This window comes from Bradyrhizobium elkanii USDA 76, from assembly GCF_023278185.1.
Taxonomy (GTDB): Bacteria; Pseudomonadota; Alphaproteobacteria; order Rhizobiales; family Xanthobacteraceae; genus Bradyrhizobium; species Bradyrhizobium elkanii.
In genome coordinates this window covers 8,304,388-8,316,476 of record NZ_CP066356.1, presented here as the reverse complement: position 1 = coordinate 8,316,476, position 12,089 = coordinate 8,304,388, and the positions used below count along the sequence as shown (strand labels likewise).

The following is a 12,089-nucleotide window of genomic DNA, read 5'->3' as shown; positions in this document are numbered from 1 at the left end:
CGGCTTCGTCGTTTGATTATGTATTCATTCGCAGCCTCATTCCAACACGAAATGCCCGATCGCCCGATAGCAAAACCCAATCGCAGCAGGCCTCACGCATCCTGCGGCGCGGCCGCGGCGACGGCCCGCCGCCGCATCGGCAGGAACAGTCCCGCGACCGCGCCGGCGAACGACAGCGTTGCGGCAAGGCTCATCGCCGACGCGAATCCGTTGGCGAAATGACCGGATGAATCGGCTGCGCCATTGGCGGAAAAACTTGCCACCAGCGCCGCGATGCCGAACATGCCGCCGACGAAGCGGCCCATGTTGAAGACGCCCGACGCCTTGCCCATCTCGCTGACGGCGACCGCGCCCAGCACCGCGTTCTGCGCGGCCGGCATCGCCATCGACACGCCGACGCCGGCGAGCACCAGCGGCGCGACCAGCGCCGAATAGGGCACTGTGGGGCTCACGATCTCGCTGATCCAGCCGAGCCCGATCGCCTGCATCAGCAGGCCGGCGACGACCAGCGTGCGCTCGCCGAACCGGTTGACCGCGGCGCCGGCGATCGGCGCGGTGACGAACAGCGTCGCCGTCCACGGCAGCAGACGAAGCCCGGCGCCGAAGGCGTCGAAGCCGAGCGCGATCTGCAGGAACTGCGGCAGCAGGAACAGCACGCCATACATCGCGGCGTAGAACAGCACGCTTGCGGCCATGCCGGATGCAAATGGCCTCGTCGCGAACAGCCGCATCGGCACCATCGGGCTTGTCGCACGCAGCTCCCACAGCACGAACATCACGGCCAGCGCGGCGCCGGCGATCAGCGCGCCCGCCACTTCCGCGCTGGCCCAGCCGACGCCGTTGCCGCGCAGCAGGCCCCAGACCAGCGCCAGCGCCGCGAGCGCGACCAGCGTGAGGCCGGTGATGTCGAGCGGCGCGGTCGGCCCAAAATTTTCGCGCAGGCGCGCGATCACGAGGGCGATCGCGACGAGGCCGATCGGAAGGTTGATCCAGAAGATCCAGCGCCAGCCGAGATGCTCGGTGATGAAGCCGCCGATCGCGGGGCCGATGATCAGCGCGCATCCGGTGATGCCGCTGAAAACGCCGAGCGCGCGGGCGCGCTCCTCGCGGCCGAAGGCGCCGCTCAGGATCGCCATCGCCAGCGGCATCACCAGCGCCGCGCCTGCGCCCTGCAGGGCGCGGGCGGCGATCAGGGCCGCGGCGTTGCCGGCCAGCGCGCAGGCCGCGGATGCCACGACGAACAGGCCGATCCCGGCCGCGAACATCCTGCGCCGCCCGAACCGGTCGCCGAGCGCCGCGCCGGTCAGGAGCAGCACCGCGAAGGTCAGGTTGAAGGCGTTGACGGTCCATTGCAGCGTCTCCACCCGGCTTCCGAAATCGGCGCGGATGGTGGCGAAGGCCGTGGTCATGATCATGGCGTCGAGCGCCATCATGAAGGATGCCAGCGCGGTGAGGCCGAGCACCCAGCGCTGTTCGGCGCGCTGCTGAGGGGTCTGCATGGTCGTTCTCCGTTGCCGCGTCGCGAGGTTGCGGCGCGCTTCGCCGGCAAGGACGAACCGGAACGGGCAAAGGATGCGGCCGAAATTTATTTTTGCCGGACCGCATCCTTTGGCGGTTCGCGAACGTCCTTGGGTCTGACGCGGCCGGTTCAGGCCGCAGAACCAGGCCAAGGAGGCTGCGATGAGACGGACCCTGATCAGGTACAAGGCGAAGCCGGAGATGGCGGAGAAGAATGCCGCGCTGGTGTCGGCCGTGTTCGCCGAGCTGAAGGCGGCCAAACCGGACGGCGTGCGCTATCTGACCCTGCGGCTGGAGGACGATACCTTCATCCACGTGGTCGAGACCGCGGCCGAAGACGGCTCGAGCCCGATCCCGAAACTCGCCGCGTTCCAGGCCTTCCAGGACGGCATCCGCGATCGTTGCGCCGAGCCGCCGCTGGTTCGCAGTGCGGTGATTGTCGGGAATTATCGTATGCTGGATGAGCCGTGAACCGACACGCGTTGAACCGGCGGGCAGTGCACCGATCTGGCGGAGCCAACATGACGTCACCACACCAAGCGCCGGCCGCGACCGACGTCGACGCGCTCCTGGCGGCGATGCGACCAAGGCTGCATCGCTACTGCGCCCGCATGGTCGGATCCGTCATCGACGGCGAGGATGTGCTGCAGGACGCGCTGATCAAGGCGGTGGAAGCCTTCGCGTCCGCCGCGCCGATCCAGAATCCGCAAGCCTGGCTGTTCCGGATCGCACACAATACCGCGCTCGATTTCCTCAGGCGGCGCAACCGCCAGGAAGCGCTCCACGCGCCGGAGGAGGTGGACATGATGGCCGGAGAGCTCGATGATTTGGGCCGCCGCGAGATCGCCGCGACCGGCCTGCGCACCTTCATGCGCCTGCCGGTGGCGCAGCGTTCCAGCGTGATCCTGATGGACGTGCTCGGCTGCTCCCTGCAGGAGATCTGCGGTATCATGGATTTCAGCCTGCCCGCGGTGAAAGCCGCGCTGCACCGTGGACGCACGCAGTTGCGCGAGTTTGCGAGCGAACCGGACGATGCGCCGCGGCCCGGCCTGTCGCCGGCCGATCGCATCAGGCTCAACGCCTATGTCAGCCGCTTCAACGCCCGCGACTTCGACGCCATTCGCGCCATGATCGCCGATGACATCAGGCTCGAGCTCGTCAACCGGACACGGCTGAACGGCAAGGCCGAGGTGTCGCGCTACTTCGGCAATTATTCGAAGATCGACGACTGGCACCTGGTGACCGGACAGGTCGAGGGACGTCCCGCGATCCTGGTGTTCGACCCGAACGCACAGGGCGCGCCGCCGAGATCGTTCATGCTGCTCGACTGGTCGGCCGACAAGGTTGCGACGATCAGGGATTTCCGCCACGCGTCCTACGCGATCGACGGCGCCGAATGGGCGGTGGATAGAGGCTAGTCGCCGACGGCGGCAAATTCCGTGTCGTCCCGGACAACCGAAGCGCGATCCGGGACCCATAGCCACCAATGGCAATTGGTGTGCGATGCTGGGGCCACAGCTTGCTTCGACAACACAGGGCGATGTGGTTATGGGTTCCTGCTTTCGCAGGGACGACAGCGTGCGAGAGCGCGCGCTAGCGCGTCTTTCCGCCGAATTCGCCGTTGGCGATCCGCGCAACGCGGCTGCCGCCTGCGGCCGGTGTGCTGCGTCTTTCAAACAGGCCGTCGCCACTGCCGTTGCTCGGCAATGGCGGCGGTTCTTCGAAATAGCCGCCACTCCGCCAGACCAGCAGGACGATGTTCATCGCGCCATTGACGGCGGCGCCGACCACCGTTTCGGTGTGCTGATAGGTCAGCGCATATTCGGGAAATCGTCCGGCAATGGCCCTGTCGAGCACGAGGAGGGCGATCCATGCCGCCATCACGCAGACCGGATCCCAGCCCATGTCGCGCACCCGCATCGACTGCAGCATGAAGCAGATGACGAGCATGCCGTAGAAGGCAATGACCAGCACGGGGCTGCTCGATGCCTGCGCCAGCAGCACGTCCATCCGGCCGCTCGCCGGTGCGTTGCCGGTGACGCCGTAGACCAGCATCACAAAGCCGAGGCCCACCACCAGGGTGCAGAAGAAGAAAGCCAGTCGGCCCATCCGGGCATTGAAGCCGAAGATGTAGTTCAGCATGTGACGCACCCCTTTGGCGGCAGCGTCGGCCAGGGATGCTTTCCGGACCATGAAGCCCGCAGGCGCTTGCCGGCCCGTGGTTTCCGGGTGCTTTACCGGATCGTTAAAGCCTGCTGCAGTGCGGGCGTAGGTCGTTGCAGACGGCCAACACCTGCGACAATCGTTGCCCACGCAACCGGCATTATATTTCTTGCCATGGTCGATTTAGACGAATTATGATGCAAGGTGCTGGGGTATGCGCCGAAGGTTCTAAGTCAGCGCCGTCGGTTCATGCTTGCTGCAGACTTGCGATATCGCGCACAAAATACGTCACAGAACGACGCGCGCAAAGCGTGACCCCCGGGCCTCGTGATCGAGCCTGGCGGGATCTTTGGTTGAGGAGGGGAGTGAATATGAAAAAGGCATTTTGGCTGGCAGGCGCCATGGCTGTGGCGCTGGCGCAGCCCGCGATAGCGGCTGACAGCGTCAAGATCGGCTTCGTCTCGACCTTCAGCGGTCCGACCGCCGTGATCGGCAACGACATGCGCAATTCCTTCGAACTTGCACTGGACCATCTCGGCCGCAAGATCGACGGCAAGCCGGTCGAGGTGATCTACGAGGACGACCAGCAGAAGCCCGATGTCGGCAAGCAGAAGACCGAGAAGCTGGTGCAGTCCGACAAGGTCGACTTCATCGTCGGTTACATCTGGTCGAACGTGCTGCTGGCGTCGCTGAAGACCGCGGTCGATTCGAAGACCTTCCTGATCTCGGCCAATGCCGGTCCGTCGCAGCTCGCCGGCGAACTGTGCTCGCCCTACGTGTTCTCGACCTCCTGGCAGAACGACCAGACCCCGCAGGCGGTCGGCACGTACATGAACCAGAAGGGCGTCAAGTCGGTGTTCCTGATCGGCCCGAACTATGCCGCGGGCAAGGACATGCTGGCCGGCGTCAAGAGCACGTTCAAGGGCGAGGTGGTCGGCGAGGAATATACGGTGTGGCCGAGCCAGCTCGACTTCTCCGCCGAGCTCACCAAGGCGAAGAACTCCAAGGCCGAGTCGATCTTCGTGTTCTATCCGGGCGCGGCCGGCGTCCAGTTCCTGAACCAGTATGCGCAGGCCGGCATCAAGCAGCAGATCCCGCTCTACACCGCCTTCACGATCGACGAACTGTCGCTGCCGCTGCAAAAGGACAATGCGCTCGGTGTTCCCGGCGCGCAGCAATGGGTCAACGACCTGCCCAACGAGGAGAACAAGAAGTTCGTCGCCGACTACCGCAAGAAGTATCCGGGCCTGCGCCCGACCTTCTACGGTGCGCAGTCCTACGACGCTGCCAACCTCATCAACAGCGCCGTGGTCGCGGTGAAGGGCGACCTGACGAAGAAGGACGCGATGAAGGCCGAGATGGAGAAGGTGAACTTCAAATCGGTGCGCGGACCGTTCAAGTACGGCAACAACCACATTCCGATCCAGAACTTCTACCTGCAGGACGTGGTCAAGGACGCCGAGGGCCAGCTGTCGCTGAAGACGGTCGCGACCATCGTCAAGGACGACCAGGATCGCTTCCACGACAAGTGTCCGATGAAATAACTCTTGGGCGATCTTGGCCCAAGCCTTGCTTTCCATTCACCTCGCCCCGCTCCTGCGGGGAGAGGTCAATCGCGAAGCGATTGGGTGAGGGGCTCTTTCCGCGAGCTCGATTCGTGGAGATGGCCCCTCACCCCAACCCTCTCAGGGCGAGCTTTGCTCGTCCCGGCCCCGCAAGAGCGGGGCGAGGGAGAACCCGCAACGTGCAAATGCGGCGGCGTGCTCGCGCTGCCGCTGTTTCATTTAAAGGTGACGTAGCCTCACGATGTATCTCGTCGTCGAACAACTGCTGAACGGCCTGCAATTCGGCCTCCTGCTGTTCCTGCTGGCGGCCGGACTGACGCTGGTGTTCGGCATCATGGACTTCGTCAATCTGGCGCACGGCTCGCTCTACATGATGGGCGCCTATTTCGCGGCGACCTTCGTGGCCTGGACCGGCAGCTTCGTGCTCGGCGCGCTGATGGCGCTGGGTGCCACGCTGTTGCTCGGCATCGTGCTGGAATATGTCGCGCTCAGGCATCTCTATGGCCGCGACCATCTCGACCAGGTGCTGGCGACGTTCGGCCTGATCCTGTTCTTCAACGACGCCGTCCGGCTGATCTGGGGCCCGGCCGGTCTCGCGCTGCCGCTGCCGGCCTGGCTCACCGTGCCGGTGCAGATCATTCCCGGCGTCTACTATCCGGCCTACCGCCTCATGATCATCGTGGTCGCGCTGGCGGTCGCAGCAATGCTCTATCTCGTCGTGATGCGCACCCGCATCGGCATGCTGATCCGCGCCGGCGCCTCCAACCGCGAGATGATCGGGGCGCTCGGCATCAACATCAAGCTGCTGTTCACGCTGGTGTTCGGCCTTGGCGCGGCGCTCGCCGGCCTCGCCGGGCTGATGCAGGCGCCGATCCTCACCGTGCAGATCGGCATGGGCGAGAACATCCTGATCCTGGCCTTCGTCATCATCGTGATCGGCGGCATCGGCTCGATCCGCGGCGCGTTCATGGCCGCGATCTTCGTCGGCATCATCGACACGATGGGCCGGGCCTTCCTGCCCGACCTGCTGCGCAAGGTGCTGAGCGGGGCGGCGGCGTCCACCGCGGCGCCGGCGCTGTCCTCGATGCTGATCTACCTCCTGATGGCCATCATCCTTGTGCTGCGGCCCGAGGGGCTGTTCCCGGCGGCCAAACGATGATGCCGAAGTTCAACGCCTCCAATGCGGTCGCGGCGCTGATGTGTGCCGCCCTGATCCTGCTGCCGCTCTATTCGGCGGTCACCGGCAACATCTTCATCCTCACGCTGTTCACCCGGATCGTGATCTTTGCGCTCGCCGCCGCGAGCCTCAATCTGATCATGGGCTATGGCGGCATGATGAGCTTCGGCCACGCCGCCTATCTCGGCATCGGCGGTTATGCCGTCGGCATCCTTGCCGCCGAGGGCATCGGCTCCGGCTTCATCCAGTGGCCGGTGGCGCTCGCCGTCTCGGCGCTGTTTGCGCTGCTGATCGGCGCGCTCTCGCTGCGCACCCGCGGCGTCTATTTCATCATGATCACACTGGCCTTTGCGCAGATGGCCTACTACATCGCCTCGGCGCTGTCGCGCTACGGCGGCGACGACGGCCTCACCGTGTACAAGCGCAGCGATTTCGCCGGCCTGATCAACCTGTCGGATCGCAACCAGTTCTATTACCTCTGCCTGGCCTGCCTGTTCGGCGGCCTCTATCTGATCTGGCGCATCGTCAATTCGCGCTTCGGCCTCGTGGTGCAGGGCGTCCGCTCCAACGAGCAGCGCATGCAGGCGATCGGCTTCCATGCCAACCGCTACCGCCTGGTCTGCTTCGTGATATCAGGCACCATCTGTGGCCTGGCCGGCGCGCTGCTTGCCAACAACACCGATTTCGTCAGCCCCGCCGTGATGTACTGGACCCGCTCCGGAGACCTCATGGTGATGGTGATCCTTGGCGGCATGGGCTCACTGTTCGGTCCCGTCATCGGCGCGATCGTCTATCTCCTGCTCGAGGAGCTGCTGTCGCAGTTCACCGAATATTCGGGGCTGATCCTCGGTCCGGTGCTGCTCCTGATCGTGCTGTTCGCGCGCGGCGGCATCATGGGCCTGCTCGGGAGGATGCGCCGTGTTTGATTCCTTGCCTGATCCCTTGCTCCGCGTCGACAATCTGGTCCGTCGCTTCGGCGGCATCACCGCGACCGACAACCTCTCGATGGAGGTGGTGCCCGGTGAACTGCACGCGATCATCGGCCCCAACGGCGCCGGCAAGACCACGCTGATCAGCCAGCTCACCGGGCAGGTGATGCCGAACTCCGGCACCATCCGCTTTGCCGGCCGCGACGTCACGAACCTGCCGTCCTACAAGCGCAGCCGGCTCGGGCTGGCGCGCTCGTTCCAGATCACCTCGCTGCTGAAGGATTTTTCCGCGATCGACAATGTCGCGCTGGCGGCGCAGGCGCATGACGGCCACTCGTTCCGCTTCTGGGGCAATGCGCGCAAGGAACGGCATCTGCGCGAGTCCGCGCGTGCGGCGCTGGAGCGCGTCGGCCTCGGCGCGCGCGCCGATATCGTGGTCTCGCAATTGAGCCACGGCGAGCAGCGCGAACTCGAACTCGCGGTCGCGCTTGCCACCAGGCCGCAACTGTTGCTGCTGGACGAGCCGATGGCCGGGCTCGGCGTCACCGAATCGGCGCGGATGGTCGCGCTGCTGAAGGAGCTGCGCAAGGAAGTCACCATCGTGCTGGTCGAGCACGACATGGAGGCGGTGTTCGCGCTGGCCGACCGCATCACGGTGCTGGTCTATGGCCGCGTCATCGCCTGCGACGTGCCGGACGCGATCCGCAAGCACGACGAGGTCAAGCGCGCCTATCTCGGCGAACAGCATGCGGTGACGCGCCATGGCTGAGACACTGCTTGAAGTGGATGGCATCGAGACTTGCTATGGCTTGAGCCAGGTGCTGTTCGGCCTGTCGCTCAAGATCAAGTCGGGCGAGATGGTCGCGCTGATGGGCCGCAACGGCATGGGCAAGACCACGACGATCCGCTCGATCATGGGCCTGACGCCGGCGCGATCGGGTGCCATCCGCTTCGCCGGCGAGGCGGTGCGCGGCCTGCCGTCCTACAAGATCGCAAAGCTCGGGATCGGCCTGGTGCCGGAAGGCCGCCAGATCTTCCCCAACCTCACGGTGCGCGAAAATCTCGTCGCCGCGTCAGGCAATCGCCTCGGTGCCTCCGATCCGTGGACCATCGACAAGATCCACGCGCTGTTTCCGCGGCTCGCCGAACGCACGGGCAATATGGGCGTCACGCTGTCGGGCGGCGAGCAGCAGATGCTCGCGATCGGCCGCGCGCTGATGACCAACCCGAAGCTGCTGATCCTCGACGAGGCGACCGAAGGCCTTGCGCCTCTGATCCGCGACGAGATCTGGAGCTGCCTGTCGATGCTGAAGGGACGCGGGCAGTCGGTGCTGGTGATCGACAAGAATGTCGGCAACCTCGCCCGCATCGCCGATCGCCACTACATCATCGAGCGCGGCAAGACGGTGTGGAGCGGGACGAGCGAGCAGCTGATCGCCGAGCCGGATCTGCAGCACAAGTATCTGGGGATTTGAGGCGGGAGCAGGTGCGCTCACTCCATCCCCGTCATCCTGAGGAGCGCGTCTTCGCGCGTCTCGAAGGATGCACGGCCCGGCTGGTGGCCGTCGACCCTTCGAGACGCGCTTCGCGCTCCTCAGGGTGACGGGTCCAAGGGTGGTGCCGCGGCGAGGTCAAAACATCTCGAAATATTCGCGGTGCTCCCAGTCCGACACCTCGGCCTGGAAGCGTTCGATCTCCGCGTTCTTGATGAAGACGTAATAGTCCACGAACTCCGGCCCGAGCGCCTGGCGGAAGAACGGATCGTCGTTGAGCGCGAACACAGCCTCGCGCAGCGACTTCGGCAGCAGCGCGGCTTTGGTCTCGTAGGGCGTGTCGGCGGATGGACCTGGATCGAGCTTGCGATCGACGCCATCGAGGCCGGAAAGAATTTGCGAAGCCATATAGAGATACGGATTCGCCGCCGGCTCGCCGATCCGGTTCTCCAGCCGGGTTGCCGGATCATTCGTGCCGCCGAGCACGCGGATCATCACGCCGCGGTTGTCGCGGCCCCAGATCGCGCGGTCCGGCGCCAGCGAATAGGAGCGGTAGCGTTTGTAGCCGTTGATGGTCGGCGTCGTGAACACTGTCGAGGCCCGGGCGTGCTCAATCAGACCCGCCAGCCAGGCGCGGCCGAGCGCGCTGAGCGGCTCGCCCGTCTCCTTGGCCATGAAGACGTTCTCGCCACTCCCGCGCGACACCAGCGACTGGTGCAGGTGCCAGCCGCTCGCGAACACGTTCGGCAGTTTCGGCCGGCACATGAAGGTCGCGTGATAGCCGTGGCGGCGCGCGATCTGCTTCACCGCCGAGCGGAACAGCACCATGGTATCGGCCGGCTCGAGTCCCACGGTGGGTGCGAAGGTGAATTCGCACTGGCTGGGGCCGAACTCGACCTCGACCGAGCGCAAGGGCAGGCCGAGCGCGAGGACGTCGCGGCGGATGATCTCGAGCGCCGGCTCCATCAGATCGTAGCGCTGCTCGGTGAGGTATTGATAGCCGTGCGACAGCAGGCTGACCGACGGCGGCCGGCCGGGCTGGCCGGCATCCTCCGGCGCCATGTGGGCGTCGTCGAGCTTGAACAGATGGAATTCGACCTCGAGGCCGGCGACGAAATCGTAGCCGCGGCCGCCGAGCTGATCGAGCACCTTGCGATAGAGGTTGCGGGTCGCGAACGGCACCGGCCGGCCGTCGCTGAAATAGAGGTCGCAGAGCAGCCAGCCGGTGTTTTGCGCCCAGGGCAGCACGCGGAACGTGGTGGGGTCGGCGACCATCAGCACGTCGGCCGCGCCCTCCATCTCCTTCATGCCGAAGCCGCCGCCTGATGTGAACACCGGAAACACCGTCTTGTGCGAGGTGTCCTTGGCGAGCATCGTCGTGGTGATGGAGCAGCCGCCCTCGAGCGAGCGCACCGCTTCGCCGGCGATCAGCGTCTTGCCGCGCAGGATGCCGTGCTGGTCGGGGAACGACAGGCGGATGACTTCGAGGTTCGTCTCCTCGACGAGGCGGCGGAGGCGCTGTGCGGCCTCCTTCTGCTCATCCGACCACAGGCCGTGACGCTCGACGAAACTCACCGCATCACTCCTTTGTTTCTCCCTCGCCTCGCTCTTCGCGGGGCCGCGACGAGCAAAGCTCGCCCTGAGAGGGTCGGGGTGAGGAACTCTCTCCGCCGATTCGATCTATCGATAGACCTGTACCCCCTCACCCGGATCGCTGACGCGATCCGACCTCTCCCCGCAAGCGGGGCGAGGTGAAGGATATCGTGCCGCGTCACCGAAACCATCATCACTCCGCCGCCGTCAGATGATGCACCTTGCCGGCGATCTCGCGCGGCACGGGAGCGGCCCACGGCGCGCCGCGGCGGCGCTTGACGTCGACCTCCATCCAGTAGAGCTCCCAGCCCTGGGTCGGCCCGATGCCGTCCATCGTGGCCGGGCCCTGGATGCTGCGCGCGGAGGCCTCGTCGAGGAACAGCATCGGCTTCTCGCCGCCAGCAACCTTCTCGATCTCCTGCCGCAGCAGGCGGCGGTACTGCACGATCGCCTTGTCGCTCTGGCCGAGATGCTCGTTGGTGCGGTCCTGGATCGGGCCCATCGATTCCACCGCCCACTGGTCGTGCACGTTGATGTCGGTGCCCATGCCGGTATAGGTCTCGGTCGCCTGCTCGTGCGGATCGAAGCCGTAATCGTTGCTCTTGTTCTTGCGCGACTTGTAGTCGGGCAGCGTATAGAGCTCGAGCCGCTGGTCGCGCATCTTCTGCTTGTCGACCGGGGCCGCGTAGCTGGTGAAGATCGCATACCAGTAGCAATTCTCGTCGTCGACCGGCACGTGCCACTGCGTGATCGTCATCTCGGTCGACATCGGGATGACGAAGCCGTGCGGGAACAGCTGGTTGGTGACGCGCACATGGGTGCGCTCCGCGTCGAGCTCGCGCAGCGCAATCAGGCGCAGGCCGTATTCGGTGTGCTCGACATTGATGATCGGCCGGTCGTATTCGCGCAGGATCTTGGTCATCGGCATGTCGCTGCCGGCCGAGGCGCCGCGGAATTGCTTGCCGTACGCCGCCGAGGTGTCCTCGTCCTCGAAGAAGCGATGCAGGTAGGAGGCGTGCGCCGGATCGATGCCGACCTCGAGCGCCTGCAGCCAGTTGCAGTTCATGTGGCCCTTGAACGCGAACGTGTGGCTGCCGGGCGCGACGAAGCAGTCGAGCTCCGGAAAGGCGGGCGGGGCGCCTTCGCCCAGATAAGCCCACAGGATGCCGCTCTTCTCGACCACGGGATAGGAGCGCTGTTTGATGCCCTTGCAGAGCTGCGAGCCGGCCGGCTCCGCCGGCGTCTCGATGCACTGGCCGCTCGTATCGAACAGCCAGCCATGGAAGGCGCAGCGCAGCCCGCCATTCTCCAGCCGGCCGAAGGCGAGGTCGGCGCCGCGATGCGCGCAGTGGCGATCGATCAGCCCGTAGCTTCCGTCCTCGCCGCGGAACAGCACCAGATTTTCGCCGAGCAGCCGGACCGGCCGTACCGGGCGCGGCCCGTCCAATTCATCCACCAGCGCCGCCGGCTGCCAGTAGCTCCGCATCAGCTTGCCGCAGGGGTCCTTGCGCCCGGTGCGGGTGATCAGATCGTTCGCTTCCTGGCTCATCATGGCGGCGTCTCCCGGACTTGGATTTGTTCGCCTATTGAACGAATGTGCGAATTATGCCATGTCTGTTTCGGACAGCAAGCGCAATTTTTGAACCGTTCA

Annotated in this window: 11 protein-coding genes; 7 read left to right on the top strand and 4 right to left on the bottom strand. The window is 65.4% G+C overall.

Annotation, left to right across the window (positions count from 1 at the left end):
* Positions 1-92: 92 nt before the first annotated feature.
* Entirely contained in the window at positions 93-1,499 is a 1,407-nt protein-coding gene (locus tag JEY66_RS39410; RefSeq protein WP_026192156.1) for an MFS transporter, read from the bottom strand.
* 181 nt (positions 1,500-1,680) lie between these two features.
* On the opposite strand from JEY66_RS39410, the gene JEY66_RS39405 reads away from it, so the two are divergent.
* Positions 1,681-1,989, top strand: coding sequence for a hypothetical protein (locus tag JEY66_RS39405; protein ID WP_026192157.1), 309 nt, complete (start codon positions 1,681-1,683; stop codon positions 1,987-1,989).
* A 50-nt stretch (positions 1,990-2,039) separates the two neighbouring features.
* Complete coding sequence (locus JEY66_RS39400) at positions 2,040-2,936, top strand: RNA polymerase sigma factor (RefSeq protein ID WP_016841113.1); 897 nt, start codon at positions 2,040-2,042, stop codon at positions 2,934-2,936.
* Positions 2,937-3,111: 175 nt separating this feature from the next.
* Here the strand turns inward: JEY66_RS39400 and JEY66_RS39395 are convergent, their stop codons facing one another.
* Positions 3,112-3,831, bottom strand: coding sequence for a DUF805 domain-containing protein (locus JEY66_RS39395; RefSeq protein ID WP_129964820.1), 720 nt, complete (start codon positions 3,829-3,831; stop codon positions 3,112-3,114).
* A gap of 221 nt (positions 3,832-4,052) precedes the next feature.
* On the opposite strand from JEY66_RS39395, the gene JEY66_RS39390 reads away from it, so the two are divergent.
* From JEY66_RS39390 to JEY66_RS39370, 5 genes are all read left to right on the top strand, one after another.
* A complete protein-coding gene (locus JEY66_RS39390; protein ID WP_016841110.1) occupies positions 4,053-5,225 on the top strand; it encodes an ABC transporter substrate-binding protein in 1,173 nt (390 codons plus the stop codon).
* A 262-nt stretch (positions 5,226-5,487) separates the two neighbouring features.
* On the top strand, positions 5,488-6,405 hold the full coding sequence (locus JEY66_RS39385; protein ID WP_018269575.1) for a branched-chain amino acid ABC transporter permease: 918 nt from the start codon (positions 5,488-5,490) through the stop codon (positions 6,403-6,405).
* Positions 6,402-7,349: a branched-chain amino acid ABC transporter permease gene (locus JEY66_RS39380; RefSeq protein WP_016841108.1), complete on the top strand. Its 948-nt coding sequence runs from the start codon at positions 6,402-6,404 to the stop codon at positions 7,347-7,349. The genes JEY66_RS39385 and JEY66_RS39380 overlap by 4 nt, the downstream gene beginning before the upstream one ends.
* Before the next feature lie 4 nt (positions 7,350-7,353).
* Positions 7,354-8,121, top strand: coding sequence for an ABC transporter ATP-binding protein (locus tag JEY66_RS39375; RefSeq protein WP_026192159.1), 768 nt, complete (start codon positions 7,354-7,356; stop codon positions 8,119-8,121).
* Positions 8,114-8,827, top strand: coding sequence for an ABC transporter ATP-binding protein (locus JEY66_RS39370; protein WP_018269577.1), 714 nt, complete (start codon positions 8,114-8,116; stop codon positions 8,825-8,827). Before JEY66_RS39375 ends, JEY66_RS39370 begins: the two co-directional genes overlap by 8 nt.
* A 156-nt stretch (positions 8,828-8,983) precedes the next feature.
* On the opposite strand, the gene JEY66_RS39365 is transcribed toward JEY66_RS39370, so the two are convergent.
* On the bottom strand, positions 8,984-10,420 hold the full coding sequence (locus JEY66_RS39365) for a glutamine synthetase family protein (RefSeq protein ID WP_016841105.1): 1,437 nt from the start codon (positions 10,418-10,420) through the stop codon (positions 8,984-8,986).
* A 211-nt stretch (positions 10,421-10,631) separates the two neighbouring features.
* Positions 10,632-11,990: an aromatic ring-hydroxylating dioxygenase subunit alpha gene (locus tag JEY66_RS39360; protein ID WP_018269578.1), complete on the bottom strand. Its 1,359-nt coding sequence runs from the start codon at positions 11,988-11,990 to the stop codon at positions 10,632-10,634.
* Positions 11,991-12,089: the final 99 nt, after the last annotated feature.

What these genes read in the sequence shown, in the direction of transcription:
- JEY66_RS39410 (WP_026192156.1), bottom strand. Translation starts at nt 1,499, where the DNA reads ATGCAGACCCCTCAGCAGCGCGCCGAACAGCGCTGGGTGCTCGGCCTC.
- JEY66_RS39405 (WP_026192157.1), top strand. Translation starts at nt 1,681, where the DNA reads ATGAGACGGACCCTGATCAGGTACAAGGCGAAGCCGGAGATGGCGGAG.
- JEY66_RS39400 (WP_016841113.1), top strand. Translation starts at nt 2,040, where the DNA reads ATGACGTCACCACACCAAGCGCCGGCCGCGACCGACGTCGACGCGCTC.
- JEY66_RS39390 (WP_016841110.1), top strand. Translation starts at nt 4,053, where the DNA reads ATGAAAAAGGCATTTTGGCTGGCAGGCGCCATGGCTGTGGCGCTGGCG.
- JEY66_RS39385 (WP_018269575.1), top strand. Translation starts at nt 5,488, where the DNA reads ATGTATCTCGTCGTCGAACAACTGCTGAACGGCCTGCAATTCGGCCTC.
- JEY66_RS39380 (WP_016841108.1), top strand. Translation starts at nt 6,402, where the DNA reads ATGATGCCGAAGTTCAACGCCTCCAATGCGGTCGCGGCGCTGATGTGT.
- JEY66_RS39370 (WP_018269577.1), top strand. Translation starts at nt 8,114, where the DNA reads ATGGCTGAGACACTGCTTGAAGTGGATGGCATCGAGACTTGCTATGGC.
- JEY66_RS39360 (WP_018269578.1), bottom strand. Translation starts at nt 11,990, where the DNA reads ATGATGAGCCAGGAAGCGAACGATCTGATCACCCGCACCGGGCGCAAG.